Consider the following 23,080-nt stretch of genomic DNA (forward strand, 5'->3'; position numbering starts at 1 on the left):
GTAGCTGCAATGAATATAGATTTAAAAGGAAAAGTCGCTATTGTGAGCGGTGGTGCAACACTGATTGGTAAAGCAGTTGTGCAAGCCTTAGTTAGTGCAGGTGCTCATGTCGCTATTCTAGATATTGATGCCAAAGGTAAGGCAATTGCAGAAAGCTTTAACCATGATGTGATGTTTATTCAAACCGACTTAACCAGTAATGCGGCTATTCAACAAGCTGTGGCAGATATTCACCAACATTTAGGCGAAGTAAGTTACTTGGTCAATCTAGCATGTACATATTTAGATGACGGTTTTAAATCTTCACGTCAGGACTGGTTACAAGCACTCGATATTAATTTGGTCTCTACAGTTGAGCTGAGCCGTGCTTTTTACAATGACTTAAAAAAGCAGCAAGGTTCAATCGTTAACTTCACTTCCATTTCAGCCAAAGTGGCACAAACAGGGCGCTGGTTATATCCAGTTTCAAAAGCAGCGATACGTCAACTCACACAAAGTATGGCAATGGATTTTGCCGTCGATGGTATTCGCGTTAACTCTGTCTCACCGGGTTGGACATGGTCTCGTGTAATTGCAGAAGTCAGTGGCAATAACCGTGAAAAAGCCGATAGCGTGGCAGCCGATTATCACTTGCTAGGCCGATTGGGTCATCCCGAAGAAGTCGCCAATGTTGTTTTGTTTTTATTGTCACCCGCTGCAAGTTTCGTCACCGGAGCAAATTATGCGGTCGACGGTGGATATTCCGTGATGGGCCCTGAAGGATCACAGCCCGCTATTCCACGTTTAGCCGAATAGCACAGCGTTTTAAAAGCACATTTAGAAAATTATGGAGAAGATTATGCGCCGTATTGCAATTGTTGGAGCAGGACAGTCTGGTTTACAGCTTGGTTTGGGCTTATTAGATACAGGTTACGACGTGACAATGATCACCAACCGAACTGCCGATGAAATCCGTCAAGGTAAAGTCATGTCAAGCCAGTGTATGTTTCATACCGCTTTACAAACTGAACGTGACTTGGGACTAAATTTTTGGGAAGAACAATGTCCAGCGGTAGAAGGCATTGGGCTGGCTTTAGTCAATCCTGAAAATGGTGATAAAGCATTTGAATGGAGTGCTCGTCTTGAGCGCTACGCTCAATCGGTCGATCAACGCGTCAAAATGCCATATTGGATGGAAGAATTTGAACGCCGTGGCGGTCGCTTGGTCATTCAAGATGTGGGTATTGAAGAATTAGAACAACTCGCAAACGACTACGAGCTTGTATTACTCGCGGCTGGTAAAGGTGAAGTCGTTAAACAGTTTGAACGTGATGATGCACGTAGTGTTTTTGATAAACCGCAGCGCGCTCTGGCTTTGACTTATGTCAAAAGTATGAAGCCGATTTCTCCATACTCACGTGTGACTTTTAACATTATTCCCGAAGTTGGTGAATACTTTTCATTTCCGGCACTCACCGTAAATGGTCCTTGCGACATTATGGTGTTTGAAGGTATTCCAAACGGGCCAATGGAGTGCTGGCAAGATGTCAAAACACCTGAACAGCATCTGCAATGCAGTTTGGACTTACTCAAGAAATTTGTGCCTTGGGAATATGAACGTTGCGCAAATGTTGAGTTAACCGATGCAGGTGGTTATTTGGCAGGGCGTTTCCCACCGACCGTACGCAAACCAGTTTTAACATTGCCGTCTGGCAAGAAAATTTTTGGTATGGCAGATGCCTTAGTGGTCAATGATCCAATTACTGGTCAAGGCTCAAACAACGCTGCTAAATGTAGCAAAATCTATTTTGACGCCATTTTAGCCAATGATAATCAAAGCTTTAGCGAACAATGGATGGTTCAAACCTTTGAACGTTATTGGGCTTATGCAGAAAAAGTGGTGGCTTGGACCAATAGCCTGTTAGTACCACCGCAACCCCATGTTGTTGAGCTATTAGCAGCTGCAAGCCAGAACCAGAGCATTGCTTCCATTATGGCCAATAACTTTGATGACCCGCGTGCTTTTGCCCCTTGGTGGTTTGATGCCGATCAGGCTCAAGCATTCATGGCTTCAAAAGCTCCAGCAAAAGTTGCCTAAGGTTATATATCAAAGGGAGATATGAAAATGGACACAATTGAAACTCAAGGCTTACAAACCATCAATGCTGAAAACCCAAGAGAAATCCGTAACTTGCTTGGGCAATTTGCAACTGGCGTCACTGTGATTACCACACGTGGTAAGGATGGTCGCAAAATAGGAATGACAGCCAATTCATTTTCCTCACTGTCTTTAGATCCGCCATTAATTTTGTGGAGTCTTTCAAAAACAGCTCCAAGTTTGTCTGATTTTGTAGAAGCTGAATATTTTGCCATTCATATGTTGGCACAAGAGCATCATCAGCTTTCTGGACATTTCGCTCGAGGTGCTGAAGATAAATTTGCAGGTGTTGCTCATCAACAATGCAATGCGGGCGTTCCAATTTTGACCGATGCACTCGCAACCTTGGTTTGCCGCAATATCAATCAGTATGAAGGCGGAGATCACCTGATTTTTATTGGTCAAATTGAACAGTACCAACAACGCCAAGGTGAACCATTGGTATTCCACGCAGGAAAGTATCGGATTGCCGCAGAGCATCCAGAATTAGCACATTAATTCACCACAATCACGATCAATCCGGTCGTGATTTTTTTATAGGAAATAAGAAGATGAAAAGCACTTTAATTAAACATGGCTTTTTAGCAGGGACATTGTTGGGTTTGCCTTTGGTTACACATGCATATGATTTACCGACCGTAAACTTAGGTATGACCAGCTTTCTCGATGGCGGATTACCCGCAGGCCCCGGCTGGTATGCTCAAACCTACTTTCAAAATTACGATAGTAATAAACTGGTTGATCGCGATGGGCAAAAGCTTGGTTTACCTAAAACTGATTTAAATTATCAAGTACTGGTTGAGCAAATCAGTTATTTATCGAATGTCCGAGTAAAAGATAAAGCCAGTCTAGGTATGAATTTTTTAATTCCCTTTGTCAGCAAAATGGACATGGATGACGGCTTGAATAATGCTGCAATTAAAGCCCAAAGTGGCTTTGGGGACATTATGATTGGGCCGTTTATTCAGTTCGATCCAGTCATGGGCGCACAAGGGCCGAGGTTTGTGCATCGTTTTGAGTTTCAGGTGAATTTACCTACTGGGGAATACGACCAGCAAAAAGATATCAACCCAAGTAATAACGCTGTTTCATTTGATCCTTATTGGGCTGCAACATATTGGTTTAATCCTAAATGGACAGCTTCAACACGTATCCATTATCTCTATAACTTTAAAAATGATGACCCAAGCTATACGTTTGCAGGTGCAAATGATATGCAGGCAGGGCAAGCAATTCATGCAAACTTTGCAATGGATTATGCTATTACCGAACAGTTCCGTTTAGGACTAAATGGCTATTGGCTAAAACAAGTTACAGATACTGAAGTTGATGGTGAAAAAGTCAAAGGTAGACGTGAGCAAGTCTGGGCAATTGGCCCGGGCGCGATGTATAGTTTTTCTAAAAATGATCATCTGGTCGCAAATGCTTATTTTGAGCAAGATGCTGAAAATCGCCCAGAGGGAACACGCCTGCAAGTTCGCTATGTTCACCATTTCTAATCTATAAAAATTTTATAAAAACAGCCTTTTATATCAATAAATATAAAAGGCTTTTATCTATTTTGGGTTTAAGAAAAAATTGAAGTAATTAAGCCTTCACTTGGACCAGAGCGGCGAGTAGAAGAAGGTAACTCACCATAACGACGTTTGTACTCTTGAGAAAAACGGCCTAAATGGGTAAATCCCCATTTAAATGCAACGTCTGTGACTGATAGATTTTCATTGTGCATGAGTTCTAAATGAGCTTGTTCAAAACGTAATTCTTTTAGATAAGACATTGGAGTGGTCCCCAAATAATTCTTAAAACCGGTAAATAACGTTCGAACACTGACACCAGCATGTTCAGCCAAAATTTCGACATTAAGCGGCTCATGTAAATGTTCTTTAATATAGGCTTCTGTGCGTTTCACGAAATAAGGAGAGACCGTTTTTTCTTTATAATGATCAATTTTGTGTAATGCATTATTAGGTTGACCATAAATGAGTGCATTAAACAGGTTTGACTCAAATTGTTTAAAGGCTAGAGGGTGATGGAGTGGATGTTGTTCGCATGCTAAAGCATCCATCAATGTTCTAACGAGTTGTAAAAAATAGGCTCCACTTTGGGTAGCAAAGTCTAATTTGGGGTCAAAAACGAGTAAGTTGTTTTCTGAATCAGCAATGTGCTGACGGCAATGGTAAGTAAAATCATCCTTTGAAACTTTTAGAATGAGCTGTGGTGAGTTCGCATGCCAGCGCATACGTAAAGATTGCTGGGGAGAAATAAGAGAAGCAACTTGAGAATAAGAAATAAACTTTTGTGAACCAAACTCGATTTCTGCGTAGCCTTGGGTTGGAATTTGAATTAAATAAAAGTTATCAAGATGATCTGGTTCAATAATGACATCCGCACCATATTCCAAGCGACTAATAGACAGGGCACCTGTTTTAACATGGTGCATGGTTGCACTGAAATCTCGCTTCTGATGAGAGATTTTAAGATCATGCGGTTTAAAAATTTGCCCAACATTTCGGCAGGTTTCGCTTAAATCGTGATGATCAAACACCAAATTATGATTGGTAAAGATAGACTCATTTTGAAAATGACGTCCACTGAGTTCTGGGGAGTTGGCTTGGTTCATATTTATCCCTTCTGGCTCACTCCTGTATTTACTTGTGTTGCAGAAGCTTTAAAACTTCACTATGCAGCAAGTAAATACGGCACTTAAAAAATTAAGTTACTCGCAAATTACAATGAGATATAAGCAAAATACAGACCAATTTAACCGCTAATTAATGTGATTTTCTCAAATTTTTAGTTCGGATCTAGTCCATCAATTTGATAAATTCGAGAAAGAGAATAGAGGGATATAAAAGGTGCTATAACTTAATCTCATCATGATCTTATTCCTTAAGATCTATCAAAATTTATAGCAAATCCGAGTGCGCCGGTCAATTTATTTTTTCGGAATTTATTATTTTATCTTATTGATATATAAAAATTTTTAATTTAAATGTAAAAATTCAATATACCCCTTACAGAGTATATTGAATCATTTCAGGTTTTAGTGGTTTTTAAATTATTTGTACTTTTAACGTGAGGTATTGCTTTGTAAAAACTTCTCGCTATAAATACGATAGTTTTGCAAAGATTGCTCATCTAACCAATTTTTAACGGCTTCAATCATCGGTGGTGGGCCACATAAATACATATCAAAAGCCTGCTCAGCCAGTTGATCTTTATTTAAGTGCTCATGAATATAACCCGCTTTACCTTGCCAAGCATCGGTTGCTTTAGTCACAATTGGGTGATAACTAAAGTTTGGTAACTGTTCTGCGTAGGCGTGTAAACGCTGTTGTTCACATAAGTCAGTTTCACTATTTACGCCGTAGTACAACTGAACTGCAGGTGAGTTTGGTTGATCAACCAAGTTATCTAGCATTCCTAAGAAAGCTGATAATCCTGTTCCACCAGCAACAAAAACCAATGGTCGCTGTACTTCGCGTAAATAGAAACTACCAAGTGGCGCTTCGATGAATAGGCTTTGTCCAACCTGACAGCGATCACGTAAGTAATTGCTCATCACACCGTCTGGTAAAAGACGAATTAAAAATTGCAATTGATTGGTTGAGTTCGGTCTATTGGCAAATGAATAAGAACGCCAATCTTCAGTATCTGGAATTTGCAAACGAGCATATTGTCCCGGCAAAAACTGAAGTTGCTCAGCATGACTGCTTGCATCAAGATGCAAAATTGCTGTTGTCTCAGAAACCAGCTCAACAGCGGTAACTTTGGTTTCAATTTTTAAGGTATCGCCAGCATTACAAATGGCAGAATCATGATCGAAATAAAAAGCCGCATCTGATTTCACTCGTGTCTGGCAAGCTAACATTTTTCGCTCGGCCAAATCACGTTCACTTAATGCATCTTCATCGACATATTCTTGTTCATAAATACCAGTTTCACACTGTCCCTGACAGGTACCACAAACACCTTCACGGCAGTCTAGCGGTAAGTTAATTCCTTGGCGAACTGCTGCATCGAGCAACAATTCATCGTTATTTACCGAAATGAAAAAGGTTTTGCCATCGGCAAAGTTAAGTGCAACTGAATGTCCCATTTTCATTCCCCTTAAACGTGATAGAAGTCTAAAACGGAATCAATCTTGTCATTGAGCAAAATGCTGTGCTGACGACGAATGCGGAAACCATCTGCTGTTTGGCGTAAAATATAAGTAGCGTGTCCGTAAAAACAGCCTTCTAAACCTTGACGATTATAAAGCGTTTGCCATGCAACTTTTGCTTCAATTAGGCCATCATCCAATGTTTTAACTCGAATGTTATTCATGCTGTGTAAAGTGCGTGGTAATGGCGTTGCCGAAGCTGCTTTACCAGTACGAATACGGAATACACGGTCTTCGAGTCCAGTGCGGTCTGCGTAATAAATATAAGACAAGCCCTGATTCGGATCTTGAACATAGTTATGGTCATCAATCCACTGTGGAATATGATATTCACTATCTTCATCGTAAAGTTCTAAATAGGCATCCCAGTCATAAGCATCACAAAGTTCTGCTTTTTTGTACAAAAACTGAGATACAGCAAAATATAGTTCTTGTGACATGGTTATACCTCATCCATTACGGCATTGTTTTCGAAAGTAATATCCTGCATTTTTAGCGCTTTCTTATTTAAGCCATCGAGCATTAGTCGTTGCCAGTGTCCATGTTGATTTACATAGAGCCCTTCATGGGTAAACTCACGGCCAGTAATGACTGGTTGAATGCCTAAGTCTTGTGAGTTTTTGGTCGCGCCATATTCCCAAGACTGACAACCACGAGAAATATCGCTCCAGCGTTCAAGTCGTGCCTGAAAACCTTTTTGCTGTTCACGGAATTCGACTAAATCGTCTGGTGTACCAAGGCCTGACACGTTAAAGAAATCTTCGAACTGGCGAATACGGTTACGGCGCGCTTCCACAGATTCACCTTTAACACCAATACATTGACTGATGACTTCAGTTTTATTCCATGCCACAGGGCGAATAATACGAAGCTGAGAACTAATCTGGTCCATAAAGAATAGGCTAGGGTACAAGTTCAAGTTTCTTAAACGATGCATTGCCCATTCAGCATATTTGTCACCGTATTTTTCAACCATATATGGCATAACTGTGCTGTAACCCGGACGAACAGTTGGATTCGGCATGTCACTAAACAACACACTATGGCCATTTTTAAAACTAAACCAACCATCATCAGTTTCTGAATCACCAGCACCTAACTTGCTATAGTCAAGTGTGTCGAGTTCTGCACCTTTTGATGCATTGACTTGTTGGCGGTGTTGGACTGTAGAGACATAGTTATAGTGAACAGTACTTACATGATAACCATCTAGGCCATTTTCATTTTGTAGCTTCCAGTTACCTGCAAAGGTATAAGATGACTTGCCTTGTAATACTTCGAGTTCACCTGTTGGCGACTGATTAACCATTAAATCAAGGAACAGTTTTGCATCACCCAAAAAGTCTTCTAGAGAATCTGTTGCTTGAGTATCAAGGCTTACAAATACAAATCCACGATAGCTGGCAATACGGCCTTGCTTTAAACCACGGCTTGATTTATCAAAATCTTCACAATATTCGCTTGGTGCTTTTACTTTAACCAAGCGGCCATCTGACTTGTAGCACCATGCGTGGAACGGACATGTAAATGTTGACTGATTGCCTTTAGCAACGCGTGTTAAAGTCGCACCGCGGTGCTCACAAGCATTGACCATGGCGTGTAATTCGCCTTTACCATCACGGCTCACAATAATCGGCTGACGACCAATTTGGACAGTGAGGAAATCATGATTGTTTGGAATTTCACTTTCGTGACATGCATAAATCCAAACCTTTTCAAAAATGAATTCCATTTCCAAATCAAACAGCTCAGGCTCGGTAAACATATTGCGTGCGATACGAAACACGCCATCTTTAGGACGGAAGTCGATACATCCATCTACAAAATCATTCCATTGTTTTAAATTAGATGAGGTCATTTGCTCAATCCTATTCATTCAGCTTTTAACTGATTGAACCGCGATTAGGCCTTTACCTCTATCCGTTTTTTCCAGATCTTTATCCACTTTGTGCAGTTTTGATTTTTTAATAAAATTATTTTCAAGGGAGTAATGAGGATTCTAAATTTGTATGGTGTCTTATCTTCTTAAACTTCCCTATAATCCTAAAGAGCATAAAGTGAAACCTTGTGAGTTAAGCCTATGAAAGAACACAAATTAAAATTACAAATCAGAATTCTTTCAGAGCAGAACATCGCATTTGGTCCTGGAAAGGCAGACTTACTTGAGGCAATTGAGAGAACTGGTTCGATCTCACAAGCGGCTAAATCTATGAATATGAGCTACCGCCGTGCATGGCAGTTGGTAGACACCATGAATCAGTGCTTTGAAACAGCTTTAGTTGAAACTCAAACGGGGGGAACACATGGTGGTGGGGCAGCGGTCACAGCTTTGGGCCAGAAAGTCTTACAACAATACCGCCAAATGGAAATCAATGCTCGACAAGCCTTAGAACATGATTATCAAATTATGAGTAGCTATTTAAAATAGCTAAATTAAAAGACTTTTTAGTGACTGAATCTTTTAATTCGGTATAGCTTTTGCTTAATAAAAAGTGCACGCTGAAAAAGCACTGCTGCAATTTTCAGTTACACAGACAATGGCGTCTATTCTGTACTATCGTAAAAGATGGTCGGGGATAGGCGTTTTTTATTGTGTATCTAAAAGAGTGGCTGGCATAAACGACTGATCTGTTTACAGATCTTTATGGTCATCGCTATGTGCTTCTTGGCATGGTGATGACCATAAAACTAATCAAGCTATTAACCGACACTAAAAGAAAATGGGTTTTAAAAATAGAGTATCTCGATAGATAAACTTTCAGCATATTGCACCAAAATGAAGTTTAAAATGAGAAATGCACCATCTACCTGCATTTAGGTCCTCTATATTTAACTGATTTCTGCTTTTCATCATCTACGTATACCGCTATATTCTAAGATATATATCGCTGTATAAATCGATAAAAAAAGGAAAAACAATGGTAAGTCCTGTACAGATAAAAAAAATCGCTATAGTCAGTTCAATCATCAGTCTTGGCTTATCAATCAGTCTCTCTGTAAAGGCCGAATCGGTTACTGTTTATGCAGCAGCGAGCTTAACTAATGCAATTAACGATTTAGAAAAAATTTACGAAAAACAAAATAATATAGAAGTCAAAACTTCATATGCAGGCTCATCAACCTTAGCTAAACAAATTGAAGCTGGGGCACCAGCCGATATCTTTATTTCAGCTGATACACAGTGGATGGATTATCTACAAAACAAAAAATTAGTTGCAGCAAATGACCGTATAAATTTATTAGGTAATCGATTGGTACTGATTACACCAAAAGGACGATCATTAAAGATTAAATTGGATAAAACTACCGATCCGAATAAATTATTTACAGGAAAGATTTGTACAGGGGATACTAAAAGTGTGCCCGTTGGTAAATATGCAAAACAAGCATTTACAAATTTAGGTTGGTGGAGCCGTATTGAGCCAAAATTAGTTGAAACAGAAGATGTGCGTGCTGCGTTAAACTTTGTTGCGCGTGGTGAATGTCAGGTAGGAATTGTATATGCAACCGATGCAGCGATTAGCAAAGATGTGACTGTCGTTGGTGTATTTCCAGAAAATACTCACTCACCCATTATTTATCCTGTAGGGATGATTAAAGAAAATCCTAATTCAGCAAAGTTTTATCAATTTTTACAAAGCAATCAAGCTAAAGTCGTTTTTAAAAAATATGGCTTTAGTGTATTGGTTCCAGCAAAACCATGATGTTTTCTTTAACCCCAGAAGAGCTCAGTGTTCTGCAACTTTCTTGTAAGGTTGCAGCAAGTTGTCTTGTCGTCAGTATTATTCCTGCAATTTTTGTAGGATGGGTATTGGCGCGTAAAGAGTTTTGGGGTAAGTCATTCATTGAAACATTGGTCTTTTTACCATTGGTACTGCCTCCAGTTGTGCCGGGTTATTTGCTATTACAAGTCTTTGGAAACCGCGGCATTATTGGGCAATACTTAGCACCTTTAGGATTAGATTTCGCATTTAACTGGAAAGGGGCAGTTCTTGCTTCGGCAGTGATGGGGTTCCCACTTTTAGTGCAATCAATTCGACTCGCAATTGAGCTGGTCGATCAACGTTTAGAAATGGCAGCAAAGACATTAGGTGCTTCATCTTTTGGGGCATTTTTTCATGTCACATTGCCACTCGCTAGTAGTGGTATTTTAATTGGTGCCATTTTATGTTTTTGTCGTAGTTTGGGTGAATTTGGGGCCACCATTACCTTTGTTGGCAATATCTCTGATGAAACAAGAACCTTACCTTTAGCCATGTATAGCCTGATGCAACAACCCGATACAGAAGCAGCTATTCAAAGGCTGATTGTCTTATCTTTAAGCGTAGCATTTTTAGCGCTATGGTTTGCACAGTGGTTTCATCGTTATCAAAAAAAGCGCTTAGGGCGGTAGAGTTATGTTGATTGATTGCCACTTTCAGCTACAAATGGGCCAATTTCTTATTGAACCCAATTTTCAGTCAGATGCTTTAGTTATTGGTTTATTCGGTGCCTCTGGGTCGGGTAAAACATCAATTTTACATGCGATTGCAGGACTAAATACACCACGTAGCGGATTAATTAAAATACTAAACCAAACATGGTTTGATTCAAATCAAAAAATTAATTTGAGCACGCAAAAGCGCCATGTTGGATTGGTTTTTCAAGATGCTCAGCTTTTTCCGCATAAAACAGTAAAGCAAAACTTATTATTTGGTCTTAAACATCTTGCACAACAAGAACGTCATTTTGAGGCTGATTACATTATTGAATTACTAAAGTTAGAACACTTGCTACAACGTATGCCCATCAAGCTCTCAGGTGGTGAAAAACAGCGCGTGGCACTAGGGAGGGCCTTGTTATATTCACCTAAGCTGTTATTACTTGATGAACCTTTATCAGCATTAGATGCCGCACATAAAGCTGAAATTATTCCTTTTTTTCAAAAAGTAAAACAGGAAATAAAAATTCCCATGATTTATGTGAGTCATGATATTCAAGAAATTAAACAACTGACCGAAACAATGTGGATTTTATAATTTTTCATATTTCACACATTATTTCAGTCTTGTCGATTTATGGTTGTTAGCTAGCCCATAAACTACCAGTTGGAGCAGATTTTAGACGATCTTGAGCTTGCTGATAAAAACGCCAGAAGGCGAAAGCAAAAATGACAGCCAAGAAATCAACCACCAAAATTTCTCCACCATGAATCCATAAACCACTTTGTGGAATTAAGTAGGCCGCAAGAGATGTAAGAGGAATCGCAAATAACACCAAAACCAAGGTTAACAGCAGTTGAGGTAAAGCTTTTGCATAGCCAATGACAAAGGTGTAAATCAAAGTCAGTAGGAAAATTGCATAATAACCATACATAAAAAGGTGATTCATGCTTTCAATATTGAATGCTGCGAAAAGCCAACGACTGGCCAACATGGTGCCCACTACAGCTAAAACACATCCTAAACACGCACCAATGGTTAAGTTCGCAAGGAACACCACATCTTTACGCTGCACGGGAACTGGATCTTCAGCACGCTTTTGCTTACGTGCGCGAGTTTCAACCCAAAGAATATTACCCGTATAAAATAAGAAAGCACCACCAACACCTAAAACAAAATAGACCCAACGAACGCCTGTGCCACCAAAACTACCAAAATGTAGACTAAACATTGCATTAATCAATTTATTGCCCGCATCAGTCTGCGTATTAATACCTTTATGGTTAAAGTGCTCAACCGCGTAAGGGTTCATACGCATAAAGTCTTGATTCGCACCGCGCAACATCTGATCTGAACTATATAAAGCTATACGTGCATTGGCTTTTTCAGGTTTATCTAGGCCACTGAACTGGATATAGTCAACTGAATATTCAGGCGCAACTTTTTTGGCTTGAGCTAATATTTGCTGCACATCAATTTGTGTTTGTTTCGGCTGAATAAGTGCAGGAGGCGAACGCTGAAAAACAGGTTGTCCTTTGAGTGCAAGTTGTCCAATCGCATCATAAAAAAGGTCATGAAAAGCAAAGACAATCACGCTAATACTAATAATGATGTGGAAAGGTAGACTGGTAATTCCGATTACGTTATGCGCATCTAACCAAAAGCGCTTTTTATTCTTACCTGGGCGAATAACAAAGTAATCTTTCACTAATGTTGGTAAAAGTATGATTACACCCGAAAGCAGAGCAAGAAAATATAAAATCGAAACTACACCCATCACATAGAGACCCAATCCGTGATGGCCTGCCATGCCCGGAATTCCTGCGGTTTCATGTAGCTGTTCGATTAGCCAACCTGCTTTAGATAAGTTTTCTTGAGCAACGATTAACTGGCCTTTTTCATCTAAGCTGGCCATCCATGTGGACTGAGCAGCATTAAAGCCATCTCCACGTTCATGTTCACTCCATGTAATAGGCGCATAGTGAAATTCATTCGACGATAAATTTAGTGTGAAATTCTTTTGCGCAGCAGGATATGCAGCCTGTACTTTCTGAATAAGCTCATTATATTGGTCAGGTGAGACTTTAGGTAAAACTTGCTGCGTTGGCGTAGCCCACTTACTAATATGGTGCTGAAACATGCTGAGGCCGCCAGCAAAAAAGCAGATAAAAAGCAAAATCCCTGCACATACACCCACCCAAGTATGCATACTTTTTGCAAGTTTCATGATATCCGAACGTACTTTCATTGTTTAACCCCGAATTAGAAACACACAGCTATAAGCCAGTACGTTGGCAACAAATAAATAAACCATTGCTTGTCTTCCTGTCACAAAGAAATAGGTGCCAAACATAATTGGCATCCAAACCCAAGGAACACTCCACATGCCTAATTGGGCTAAAAGATCCATCGAAATATAAGGCTGACCCAATAAAACAATCAGGTTGCCAAAAGCAATGGCAAGGCTTAACCCTAGAACACCACCAGCAAAGGTTTTACTCCACCAGTCTGGCTGAATAGGAGACTGAATTTTAGCTTTCATGAAACCAGTTTCCGTTTAAAAAGCGCCATAAAAGGAAGGAACGACCATGCAAAAATGATAAGCATGAACCAACAAAAAGCGGCAACAACTTTGGGTAAGCTGGCAAAGAGTGCAATTAATCCAATGACTAAAAACAAGAGGCCTAAATACTTAAATAGAGCGGGAAGATGTTGAGATAACAGGTTTTGGTTGCTATGACTACAATAGACACTGACCGCTCCCAACAGGGTCAAAAAAAGTCCTATAAGTTTCATGATCAATATTTTTAAATAAATTAAGGGGAAAATTTATCCAATAGTATAAGTAAATAATAATTATTATCAAATGATAAATATAATTATTTATCGATTTGTTGCCATGCGATAAGATAGGAGATAATTCGTTAAAAATTCTTTATTTGATGTCAAATGCTGTAAGTGATTATTTATATATTCCTGAATCTCTTTGTGGGTTGATTTTCGAAATTTCTAAACCAATTTTATTTAAAATGCCGTTCTATTTTTATGGTTTAGACTTATCAAAAACACTGCATTTACATATAGATCAGCAATTAGAGCATCCCCAAAAAATTATTCAAGCCCATCCTAAACGTCAACATGAATATTTATGTGGAAGGATATTGGCTCAGGCTGTTTTAAAACATCATTTAGATTTAGATCAACCAATAACTTCTATGCACGAACATTTGCCTCTCTGGCCAACTCATGTTTTGGGTAGTATTAGTCATTCACAAAATAAGTTGATCGTTGCGCTATCCGACAAAGCCAGTTATTTAGGAATTGATATCGAGCACTGGGTAAGCTCTGAATTTGCTCAAGAGAGTGCACATCTTATTTTAACGCCTTCTGAACTTGAACTTTGGAAGATTAAAGCCTCTGAGTTTTTTGATTTCTCTCAATTTGTGAGCTTAATCTTTTCTGTTAAAGAAAGCTTATATAAAGCTGTATATCCTATTGCTAAACAATACATCGACTTTTTAGAAGCATCGGTAGTCGATATTGATTTTGAAAACCAAACATTAACTTTGGCTTTTACATCAGAAATACGAAATCGCCATCAACTCTTAGAACACTATCAAGGCGGCTGGAAAGTGGAACAAGAATGTATTTTGACTTGGGTTTTTAAAGCTAATACATCTGCCTAAAACAAAAGAAGGCAACGAATTGCCTTCTTTATATCTCTAGATTAATTTTCTTGTAATTTAGGATCTTGGAATCCTGTTTCACGCATATCTTGAGAATTGAATAAGAACATAAATCCTACTGCAAAACTTAATATGCCGAAGAAGAGAATGCTTCCTGATATTGGTAAAAACCGAGTTAAAAGTCCTAAAGTTGTTGTGGCAATCGAATCTCCCAAAGCATCTTGAGCAAGCCAGATTGCATTAATACGTCCTAAATATTCATCAGGCGTATGTCCTTGCACAATGCTGTATTGAAGCAAGTTGGCAATCGACATCAAATATCCGAAAACGCATAAAATTGGCAAGGTCACGAGTAACCAAGGTGAAAGCCCAATCATAATCATGCAGCTAAAGACACCTAAACAGGTATAGAGCATGACTAAGCCGGGTCGCAGTAATCGTGTTGTCCATCCACTGAGTAAGGCACCTAAAGTCGAACCTAAAGGTACAGCCGAGTACATAAGCCCGAGCTCAAATGCACCGCCGTGAAAGATTTCATCTGCCATTTGTGGAAAAATAATGCGAATAGCACTGCTAAAACTAAGCAAGGTTCCAATTAAAATCGTGCTGCCAACCACTTTGTTTTTAAAAACGAATTTAAACCCTTGGACTAATTGGCGAAGAGGACTCTCACCATTAGCTGCATGTTGTGGTTTAAGCGCAGGTAGCCCTATCAATAAAAATACGGTAAGTAAGGTACCCACTGTTGAGACCCAATACACGGTCGCAACCCCACTAACCGCTATTAAAATACCACCGATTGCTGGTGAAATAACGGTAGCAAGTCGTACGGATACCATACTAATTGCACGGGCTTGTACGATATTTTCACGTCCTACAATCACAGGCATGATCGCCATCATTGCGGTTACACCCAAAGCACCAAAGAAACCATCCCATGCTGAGAGGAAATAAATAGCATAGAGCGAAGGTTGCTCAAACATGGCATTGATCGCAAGCCCCGCAAAACCTAAACCACAAACACTACGAGCCAATAAAATCAGCCATTTTCGATCTTTGCGATCTGACAGCAAACCACCGAGTAACAGACCAATAAACATAGCAACGCCTTCAAAGGCCATTGCAACAGCAACATTTAACGAACTACCCGTTAAGTCATAGACTTGTTTGGGAATAGCAACCACGAGCATGCCAATAGTCAGCAGTGACAATGTGCGGGCAATAAATACATGTCGGAAATGAGCATTACGCTTTAAAAGACTGAAATCGGTCAATATTGATTTAAAACTCATGGCATTTGCTCCTCTAAATCGCGTGCCTGACAAATCATGCGATTTAAAATTGGGCCAAGGGTTTGAAGCTGCTGCGGAGACAATAAATCAGTATGATCAGCATCACTTAGTCGAACAATATTGAGCTTTTTAACTAAAGGCGACCATTGTTGTTCTGGTTGGATATATGGTAGTAGGTCTTTTTCCGCAACAACCAAGTGTAGCTCACCGTCAAAACGTGGCATTTTATAAGGTTTTAGCAAACGTACTGCATCGCGATAGTTTGCAAAAATATCCTCTTGTAAACGGCGTGTTTCTTCGTTTAGCGCCGTATCTGCATCGGCCAGAATATCATTGAAGAATTGAAGTTGTTCCTGTTCAGCTTCAGCATTCATTTCTTCTACAGATAAATCTAACCACTGATGAATTTCGGCAGGGTAAGTGTCTAACAAGCCCAGAAAATCAACCTGTTCACCTTGTTCAGTGAGCTTTGCTGCAACCGCATAGGCTACAGTGCCGCCAAGTGAATAACCTAATAAGGTATAAGGTCCTGTTGGTTGTTGCTTACGAATAATCTCAAGTTGTTTTTCAACAAGCTCATCCATATCTGCACTATTTGCCAATAGGCCATCTGGTCGAGGTGACTGCAACCCGATAATAGGTAAATCAGAATGCAGATAACGATTAAGCACGGTGTATTGCCATGCCGAGCCCGAACCTGGGAAGAAACAGAACAATGGATGCCCAGAGCCAGAACGGATGGGTAAAATAGGTTGCATACCAGTTTGTTCAACTTCTTCCAAACGTTCTTGTGAAAGAAGCAAAGCTGCTAAACGTTGAATCGTGACATGACTCATTAACTGACCAATTGGAATGGTCCGCTTAAATACTTTTCGGATTTCAATTGCAAGCTTCATGACCAAAATGGAATGTCCACCAATGGCAAAGAAATCTTCATTTACACCAATATTTTGTTCTGTATTTAAGATTTTCTGGAAAATACCTGTGAGCTCATGTTCAAAGGCAGTTGAGGCATACTGTTTTTCTGTATTTGAAGTATCAAGTTGTGGTCGTGGTAATGCTTTACGGTCCAGCTTGCCATTATGACTTAATGGGAATTGCTCAACTAACATATAGTGCGTTGGCACCATATATGCGGGAAGCTGTTTAGCTAAGCATTTTTTTAATTGATCAATGTCAACAGATGTCGCTGTTTGCAAATAAGCAACTAGTTGAACATCTGCTTTATTTTGCTCAGAAACAATAGGGTGGACAATCACATCATCTAACCCACTTGCTAAACGTAGCTGTTGCTCAATTTCACCCAGTTCAATACGTTGACCCCGTATTTTTAGCTGATCATCTGCACGGCCTATATATTGAATACTGCCGTCTGCATGCCAATGGGCAATATCACCAGTGCGGTACATGCGTTGACCTGCTGCGAATGGGTTTGCCACAAAACGTGTTGCCGTTAAGTCTGCTCGATGCAAATAACCCATGGCCAATTGATGACCTGCTAAATAAAGCTCACCATCTACTCCAACAGGAACAGGACGTAAGTATTGATCTAAAATATAAAGCTGGGTATTCCAGACTGGATAGCCAATTGCGACGCTACTTTCTTCAGGATGTAAGCCCAGTGTTGCATCCATATAACTCACATCTACAGCCGCTTCGGTTGGTCCATATAAGTTATGCAACTCACAACTAAAGTGTTCGTTAAATGATTTTGCTAAAGCTGTTGGTAATGCCTCACCACTACAGAATACTCGGCGAATTGGCAAACTTTGTCTTTGAGCAAGTGACAAAATTTCTGTGGCAGCATTTTCAAAGACAGCCAGCATTGATGGTACAAAATGTAATGTGGTTACCTGATATTTTTGAATGAGATTTAATAATGCCAATGGGTCACGGTGTGCATCCACAGGTGCCATAACCAATCGAGCACCGACCAGATACGACCAGAAAAATTCCCATACAGAAACATCAAAAGTACATGGTGTTTTTTGCAAAATTGTATCGTTGGCTGACAGTGGATACTCTGATTGCATCCATAAAATACGGTTCACAATGGCTTGGTGAGAAACCATGACACCTTTTGGCTGACCTGTTGTACCAGAGGTATAGATTAAATATGCCGGATGCTGCGGGGTAATAACTGTCGTTTTATAGCTACTTAAATCAACTTTGGTTTCATCAAACAATTGATCGAAAGCAAAGGTGGCTATTGATGGTTGAGCAATATCGGTTAGATCTTTTTGTTCACCAATCAAAAGTTTAGATTTAGCATCTTGCAACATAAACTTGATACGTTCAGTGGGGTGTTGTAAATCGAGTGGCAAGTACGCTGCACCTGCTTCAACCACCGCTAAAATAGCAATACTCAGTTTGACCGACCTTGGTAGGGCAACCGCAACAATATCTCCGGCCTGTACACCTGCAATTTGCAATTGTTGTGCTAAAGCACAAACTTGAAAACGTACTTCACTAAAACTGAGCTGATGAGTTTCATCACATAACGCCGTTTGTTCAGGAGTAATTCGAGCTTGCTCTCTGAGTAATTGCTGTAATGTTGTTGGGCGAACATAATATTGAGTTTGATTCGTTTTCTGGATTAAATCGCGCTCTTCAGCAAGTTGTAGACGGTAATGGCCTAAAGCCGTTTCTGGCTCATTTAATGCAATTTCAATAAATTGAACCATTCGCTCTAGGAAATGTTCTGGTTGATCAATTACACCACGTTGCTCGAGTAGTAATTCAATTTGATGATCAGGGATGACTAACAACGCAAGCGGGTAATGGCTATAACCACGATTTGTGAGTTTTGAAATCACAGCATCACCAAGTTTTTGCTGTAAATACTGGTTATCAGGGTAGTTTTCTACGACTAACAAACTATCGAAAAGATTGCCTTGCTCCATTAATTGCTGAATTGCGCCTAGTCCTAAACCATCATGTTCTAAATGTTCAACATGCAATTGTTGTAACTGAGTCAATTGTTCCCAAAGTGTTTGCTGCATGTTCAACTGTACACGTACCGGAATCGTATTTAAAAACAATCCAATCTGCTGCTCTAAGCCATTGATAGCTGCTGAACGACCAGAAACAGGTGTACCGAACACAATATCTTCTCGGTGAGCATAAATATTTAAAGTCATTGCCCAAATCATTTGCATGAAGACATTTAGCGTGATGCCTTGTTGGCGTAATTTGTGTTGAAGTTTCGCACCCAACTCAGCACTTAAACGATATGAAGTTTCCTGTACAGCTTGCTGTGGTTGATTAAATAAAATAAGTGGCTGTAAATCAGCTAAATCACGTTGCCATATTACTTTTGACGTTTCATGGTCACGTCCAGATAAGGCTTTAATCACCGTTTCATAGCTATGTTTAAGCACTGGCAGTTGTTGGTTAGTTTGCTGATAGGCCCTAATAAAGTCTTGTAAGAACAGTGGAGTTGACCAGCCATCAGTTAGCAAGTGATGCACCATAATCAATAGTTCTGATTGTTCAGGAGCATGTTGAATCAAAGTTGCCCGAATCAGACCATAGGGTTGGTCGAGGTGAATCGGTTGCTGTAATACCTCTTGAATAGTTTGCTCAAGCAAATCGGGAGTGACCGAACAAAATTGAACTGGCCAAGCTTGGGTAGGGTGTAATGAATAGATAAAAACAGGTTCTTCAGCTAATTCGCTATCAAAATGTCCACCTAATTGAGGGTGACGTTTTAGTACGGTAATCAGCGCTTGCTGCAAACGTACAGGATCAATGTCTCCATTTAAGCTAAGACGAGTAAAGGCATTATAATTCGATTTATTTTCTACTTGAGATAAGAACAGCATGCCTTTTTGCAAAGGAAGTAAAGGCAGAATCGTGCTATGTTTTCCATATTTTTCTTGAACCTTCTGTTCTAGGTCTACTGAAAATAACGGTTTTGAAATGGCCGTTTGTTGCTCATCTAAACGTGTCAGATTAGGTACCAAAGCAGCAATTGTTTTGAATTGGAATACATCACTTGGTCTTAAGCTGTAACCATGCTGCCGTAGTTGAGTACACACCATGATGGCAGAAATGCTATCGCCACCTGTCATAAAGAAGTCGTCATCAATCCCAATAGCGTCAAGCTTAAGAACAGATGCAGTAATTTGGCATAAAAGCTGTTGTTCAGGCGTTTCGGCCATTCGGCTATGGATACGAATTTGAGGCTTTGGCAGTGCTTTTTTATCGACTTTGCCACTTACATTTCGTGGAAATTCGGACATAACAGTCAGGGCAGAAGGCACCATATATTCAGGTAAATTTTGACGTAACTGACTTAAATATTGCTGACTTAATTGCTCACTGGTTTTTTCATCGAGTTCGATGTCTTTGACAACACAGTAACCAAGCAAACGATGGCTGTTATTAATTGGCTCTGCAATGACGACAACACTTTCAATATTAGGTAAAACGGAAAGTGCATTTTCTACTTCACCAATTTCAACCCGATAACCACGAATTTTAATTTGGTCGTCGCAGCGCCCCATAAACTCAAGCTTGCCAGCCGTATTCCAACGCACTAAATCACCCGTACGGTACATGCGCTGTCCATGTTCAAATGGATTGGCAACAAAACGAGCAGCACTCAAGTCAGCACGACCTAAATAACCATTAGCAATACCAAAGCCAGAAATATAAAGCTCACCAATCACACCAGTCGGGCATCGTTGCAAGTGACGATCTAATACATAGGCCTGCGTATTGCCAATTGGGTTACCAATGACTGGACGTGATGTGTGCTTTAATTCTGCACGGAAAGTATCAACTGTATATTCTGTTGGACCATATAAGTTATGTGCAAAAAGCTCTGGCTGAGCATTAAGCTGTTGCCATAAAGCTAAAGGTGCAGCTTCACCACCAATTAAAATCAGGCTTGGATGATGCTGACCATCTGCAAATAAGCCATTGGTAATCATTTGCGCGCAAAAAGACGGCGGTAAATCTAATGTATCGATTTGCCTTTGTTGAATTTCCCGAACTAAGCCAAATGCATCACGGCGCATGTTTTCATCAAAAATATGCAGCTCTTGGCCCCAGAGCATCCAGAAAACTTGCAACCAAGATGAGTCAAACGAGAAAGAATGTGTATGCGCTGCGCGTAATGGACGATCAGGAAAACGCTGCTCTACAGCATTAAGTACAGGCCAATAAATTGTAGATTTATGCGATAAAATCAGGTTGAGTAGAGACCCATGTGTGTTCATAACACCTTTCGGACGCCCCGTACTGCCCGATGTAAAAATCACATAAGCCACATCCTGAAAATCGAAATTACGACTCTGGGTAGGAATATCACTCGTTTCTTGTTTTTGAATCTGCTTTTGAACATCATTATGGTCAAGATGTACTTGCTGAATATTTTGAGGCAATTGGGTTGAAAGTGCCTGTGTTGTAAGCACAAACAATGGGTTGGCATCTTCACACATCATTTGCATACGATCGATTGGGTAATCTAAATCGAGTGGTAAGAAGCTTGCACCCGAATTTAACACCGATAGCATCACAACAACTGAATCGATAGAACGGGGAATAGCACCAGCAATAACTGTGTGTTTCTTTGCTCCATTTTCCTGTAAAAAACGGGTAAGTTGATTCACTCGAATTGCAAGTTCAGAAAAACTAAGTTGTTGTAGATGCGGACGTTCACCACTAATAATTGCAATACGTTCCGGATATTTTTGAACTTGTTCATAGAAGATATCTAGAACATTATTATATTGTTCAGGATGGTTAACTCGAGGACCTATACCGCTTTTTGTGAGCACACTAAGTTCTTGTGGTGTAGTAATATTAAAACTGCTACATGGGTACTCTGGTTGTAATAAAGTCTGCTCTAATAGCAGCGTTATACGCTGACCATGCATGAGTAACTCATCTTGAGTATAACGCTGCGCATCTGCACGTAATTCGATAATGAGTTCATGATCTTGAACAATAAAAGAAAACTCAAAATCATCAATTGGTCCTGTTGAGATATGATGTGTTTTGACCTTTTCACCATCTAAAGTGAGATCTTGGTCAAAAGCTTTATAATTTAAAATAGGACCATACATCCGTTCATGAATGTCGATACTGTTTAAATCTCTTAAAATTTGTTCAGCATCGTATTTTTGATGTGGCCGAACTTGTTGTAATTGTTTTTGAACATGTTGAGCCAAACTCACCCAACTGTCTTTTTCAGCAACATTAAACTTCACAGGCAGTACATTTACTGTCGGTAATGTTGAGCGAATCGCCTTTGAGCCTAAACGGCGCATAAATGGAATGCCATTAACCAATTCGGCTTTATCTGTCATTTTGTAAATATAATGTAATGACAATGACATCATCATGTCATTCAAAGCTAACTTAGATTGCGCAGCTAAGGTCTGAATCTGTTCCAAAATTCCTGTAGAAAAACGCAGCTGATGCTTAACAAATTGGGCTGTTGTTTTAGAGGCTAAGTGGTGTGTACTTAAACTAATAGGACTAGGCAAGTCTTCACAGTAAGCCTTCCAAAAAGCTTGGTCTATTTTAAATTGATGGCTATTTTCATAAGCCTGACGCTCTAAGATGACATCATTAACATCAATAAAAGGTGAAGAACTAAGGTCTTTTCCTGCTTGTAATTGTTGGTATAACTCAACAATTCGTTTTGTGAGGTTAATCATGCTAAAACCATCAAGCATGATGTGATGATAACGTTGATACCAATACACTTTGTCGTGTGTAGTAAACAGTACTTGACGGAAGAGTTGAGATTCACCAGCTTTAAGTGATTTCGCGCATTGGCGGTCAGAAGGCATCCAATCCCATAACCGTTGCTGAGCTTTTTGAGGGGTTAAATGGCAAAAATCAAATTCTTCGATTCGAATCTGCACTTGGTTATTAAGCTCAATAAAGGGCTGTGCCGGATCTGATGAATATGAAGCAATCACTGTGTCAGCTTCATTTAAACCCATTTGAATTGCTTGCTTAAATATTGAAATATCAATAGATTTTGGTAATTCCAAGCAATGTGCAATCGTATATAAATCTTCAATAGAACTTAAATGATCGGCAAGAAAAATACCGAGCTGGGTAGAGGCCAATTCAAAACGAGCTGGTTGTGAAATATCGGAAGTAAATTCATTATTTAATGCCTGATTCATGACAATACTCCTTTACGCTTGCTGAAAGGGGTTAATTGCAACCCAGTGCTTTTCTACATACGCAATACACGAAGCCCGTGTATCTGGACCATGTTGAACGTCCCAACCTGATGGCACCTGATGTTGGGCCGGCCATAAACTGAACTCACCTTGCTGATTTTTTAAAACCTGAAAAGACAAACTTTCATTATCGAAAGGATTAATATAGTTTTCCTGTAAGTTGCTCATGAT

The 23,080-nt window shown here is 39.8% G+C and carries 18 protein-coding genes; 9 read left to right on the forward strand and 9 right to left on the reverse strand.

Annotated features, from left to right (window positions below):
- Positions 1–9 precede the first annotated feature (9 nt).
- The 4 genes from BMW38_RS03180 to BMW38_RS03195 are packed head-to-tail and all read left to right on the forward strand — an operon-like array spanning position 10 to position 3,636.
- Positions 10–795 (forward strand): SDR family oxidoreductase, encoded by a 786-nt coding sequence (locus BMW38_RS03180; protein ID WP_092705784.1) that lies wholly within the window; start codon positions 10–12, stop codon positions 793–795.
- Positions 796–838: 43 nt separating this feature from the next.
- Positions 839–2,077, forward strand: coding sequence for a styrene monooxygenase/indole monooxygenase family protein (locus BMW38_RS03185; RefSeq protein WP_213031090.1), 1,239 nt, complete (start codon positions 839–841; stop codon positions 2,075–2,077).
- A 27-nt stretch (positions 2,078–2,104) separates the two neighbouring features.
- Complete coding sequence (locus BMW38_RS03190; RefSeq protein ID WP_017390674.1) at positions 2,105–2,635, forward strand: flavin reductase family protein; 531 nt, start codon at positions 2,105–2,107, stop codon at positions 2,633–2,635.
- A gap of 53 nt (positions 2,636–2,688) precedes the next feature.
- On the forward strand, positions 2,689–3,636 hold the full coding sequence (locus BMW38_RS03195) for a SphA family protein (protein WP_092705786.1): 948 nt from the start codon (positions 2,689–2,691) through the stop codon (positions 3,634–3,636).
- A gap of 68 nt (positions 3,637–3,704) precedes the next feature.
- On the opposite strand, the gene BMW38_RS03200 is transcribed toward BMW38_RS03195, so the two are convergent.
- The 4 genes from BMW38_RS03200 to antA form a co-directional block, all read right to left on the reverse strand.
- Positions 3,705–4,757, reverse strand: coding sequence for an AraC family transcriptional regulator (locus BMW38_RS03200; protein ID WP_092705787.1), 1,053 nt, complete (start codon positions 4,755–4,757; stop codon positions 3,705–3,707).
- Between the two features lie 450 nt (positions 4,758–5,207).
- Positions 5,208–6,242, reverse strand: a complete 1,035-nt coding sequence (antC, locus tag BMW38_RS03205; protein WP_092705788.1) for an anthranilate 1,2-dioxygenase electron transfer component AntC — start codon at positions 6,240–6,242, stop codon at positions 5,208–5,210.
- Positions 6,243–6,247: 5 nt separating this feature from the next.
- Positions 6,248–6,739: an anthranilate 1,2-dioxygenase small subunit gene (antB, locus tag BMW38_RS03210; RefSeq protein WP_092705789.1), complete on the reverse strand. Its 492-nt coding sequence runs from the start codon at positions 6,737–6,739 to the stop codon at positions 6,248–6,250.
- A 2-nt stretch (positions 6,740–6,741) separates the two neighbouring features.
- Entirely contained in the window at positions 6,742–8,157 is a 1,416-nt protein-coding gene (antA, locus tag BMW38_RS03215) for an anthranilate 1,2-dioxygenase large subunit (RefSeq protein WP_092705790.1), read from the reverse strand.
- Positions 8,158–8,379: 222 nt separating this feature from the next.
- On the opposite strand from antA, the gene BMW38_RS03220 reads away from it, so the two are divergent.
- The 4 genes from BMW38_RS03220 (at position 8,380) to BMW38_RS03235 (ending at position 11,317) form a co-directional block, all read left to right on the forward strand.
- On the forward strand, positions 8,380–8,727 hold the full coding sequence (locus tag BMW38_RS03220; RefSeq protein ID WP_092705791.1) for a winged helix-turn-helix domain-containing protein: 348 nt from the start codon (positions 8,380–8,382) through the stop codon (positions 8,725–8,727).
- A gap of 490 nt (positions 8,728–9,217) precedes the next feature.
- Positions 9,218–10,003: a molybdate ABC transporter substrate-binding protein gene (gene modA / locus BMW38_RS03225; RefSeq protein WP_092705792.1), complete on the forward strand. Its 786-nt coding sequence runs from the start codon at positions 9,218–9,220 to the stop codon at positions 10,001–10,003.
- A complete protein-coding gene (gene modB, locus BMW38_RS03230) occupies positions 10,000–10,692 on the forward strand; it encodes a molybdate ABC transporter permease subunit (protein WP_092705793.1) in 693 nt (230 codons plus the stop codon). Before modA ends, modB begins: the two co-directional genes overlap by 4 nt.
- Before the next feature lie 4 nt (positions 10,693–10,696).
- Entirely contained in the window at positions 10,697–11,317 is a 621-nt protein-coding gene (locus tag BMW38_RS03235; RefSeq protein WP_092705794.1) for an ATP-binding cassette domain-containing protein, read from the forward strand.
- 46 nt (positions 11,318–11,363) lie between these two features.
- Here BMW38_RS03235 and BMW38_RS03240 read toward each other — a convergent pair whose 3' ends face one another.
- Positions 11,364–12,968, reverse strand: a complete 1,605-nt coding sequence (locus tag BMW38_RS03240) for a PepSY-associated TM helix domain-containing protein (RefSeq protein ID WP_092705795.1) — start codon at positions 12,966–12,968, stop codon at positions 11,364–11,366.
- 3 nt (positions 12,969–12,971) lie between these two features.
- Positions 12,972–13,262, reverse strand: coding sequence for a hypothetical protein (locus BMW38_RS03245; protein ID WP_003651724.1), 291 nt, complete (start codon positions 13,260–13,262; stop codon positions 12,972–12,974).
- Between the two features lie 400 nt (positions 13,263–13,662).
- Between BMW38_RS03245 and BMW38_RS03255 the strand changes: the two genes are divergently transcribed.
- A complete protein-coding gene (locus tag BMW38_RS03255; RefSeq protein ID WP_092705797.1) occupies positions 13,663–14,406 on the forward strand; it encodes a 4'-phosphopantetheinyl transferase family protein in 744 nt (247 codons plus the stop codon).
- A 41-nt stretch (positions 14,407–14,447) separates the two neighbouring features.
- Here the strand turns inward: BMW38_RS03255 and entS are convergent, their stop codons facing one another.
- The 3 genes from entS to BMW38_RS03270 are packed head-to-tail and all read right to left on the reverse strand — an operon-like array spanning position 14,448 to position 23,077.
- A complete protein-coding gene (gene entS, locus BMW38_RS03260; protein WP_092705798.1) occupies positions 14,448–15,698 on the reverse strand; it encodes an enterobactin transporter EntS in 1,251 nt (416 codons plus the stop codon).
- Positions 15,695–22,849: a non-ribosomal peptide synthetase gene (locus BMW38_RS03265; protein ID WP_092705799.1), complete on the reverse strand. Its 7,155-nt coding sequence runs from the start codon at positions 22,847–22,849 to the stop codon at positions 15,695–15,697. Before BMW38_RS03265 ends, entS begins: the two co-directional genes overlap by 4 nt.
- Positions 22,850–22,861: 12 nt before the next feature.
- Entirely contained in the window at positions 22,862–23,077 is a 216-nt protein-coding gene (locus BMW38_RS03270; protein WP_003651732.1) for an MbtH family protein, read from the reverse strand.
- Positions 23,078–23,080: the final 3 nt, after the last annotated feature.

Origin of the sequence: Acinetobacter sp. yr461 (assembly GCF_900110445.1) — a bacterium.
GTDB lineage: Bacteria > Pseudomonadota > Gammaproteobacteria > Pseudomonadales > Moraxellaceae > Acinetobacter > Acinetobacter calcoaceticus.

Coding starts and splice junctions, on each gene's coding strand:
- BMW38_RS03180 (WP_092705784.1), top strand. CDS start 10: ATGAATATAGATTTAAAAGGAAAAGTCGCTATTGTGAGCGGTGGTGCA.
- BMW38_RS03185 (WP_213031090.1), top strand. CDS start 839: ATGCGCCGTATTGCAATTGTTGGAGCAGGACAGTCTGGTTTACAGCTT.
- BMW38_RS03190 (WP_017390674.1), top strand. CDS start 2,105: ATGGACACAATTGAAACTCAAGGCTTACAAACCATCAATGCTGAAAAC.
- BMW38_RS03195 (WP_092705786.1), top strand. CDS start 2,689: ATGAAAAGCACTTTAATTAAACATGGCTTTTTAGCAGGGACATTGTTG.
- BMW38_RS03200 (WP_092705787.1), bottom strand. CDS start 4,757: ATGAACCAAGCCAACTCCCCAGAACTCAGTGGACGTCATTTTCAAAAT.
- antC (WP_092705788.1), bottom strand. CDS start 6,242: ATGAAAATGGGACATTCAGTTGCACTTAACTTTGCCGATGGCAAAACC.
- antB (WP_092705789.1), bottom strand. CDS start 6,739: ATGTCACAAGAACTATATTTTGCTGTATCTCAGTTTTTGTACAAAAAA.
- antA (WP_092705790.1), bottom strand. CDS start 8,157: ATGACCTCATCTAATTTAAAACAATGGAATGATTTTGTAGATGGATGT.
- BMW38_RS03220 (WP_092705791.1), top strand. CDS start 8,380: ATGAAAGAACACAAATTAAAATTACAAATCAGAATTCTTTCAGAGCAG.
- modA (WP_092705792.1), top strand. CDS start 9,218: ATGGTAAGTCCTGTACAGATAAAAAAAATCGCTATAGTCAGTTCAATC.
- modB (WP_092705793.1), top strand. CDS start 10,000: ATGATGTTTTCTTTAACCCCAGAAGAGCTCAGTGTTCTGCAACTTTCT.
- BMW38_RS03235 (WP_092705794.1), top strand. CDS start 10,697: ATGTTGATTGATTGCCACTTTCAGCTACAAATGGGCCAATTTCTTATT.
- BMW38_RS03240 (WP_092705795.1), bottom strand. CDS start 12,968: ATGAAAGTACGTTCGGATATCATGAAACTTGCAAAAAGTATGCATACT.
- BMW38_RS03245 (WP_003651724.1), bottom strand. CDS start 13,262: ATGAAAGCTAAAATTCAGTCTCCTATTCAGCCAGACTGGTGGAGTAAA.
- BMW38_RS03255 (WP_092705797.1), top strand. CDS start 13,663: ATGTCAAATGCTGTAAGTGATTATTTATATATTCCTGAATCTCTTTGT.
- entS (WP_092705798.1), bottom strand. CDS start 15,698: ATGAGTTTTAAATCAATATTGACCGATTTCAGTCTTTTAAAGCGTAAT.
- BMW38_RS03265 (WP_092705799.1), bottom strand. CDS start 22,849: ATGAATCAGGCATTAAATAATGAATTTACTTCCGATATTTCACAACCA.
- BMW38_RS03270 (WP_003651732.1), bottom strand. CDS start 23,077: ATGAGCAACTTACAGGAAAACTATATTAATCCTTTCGATAATGAAAGT.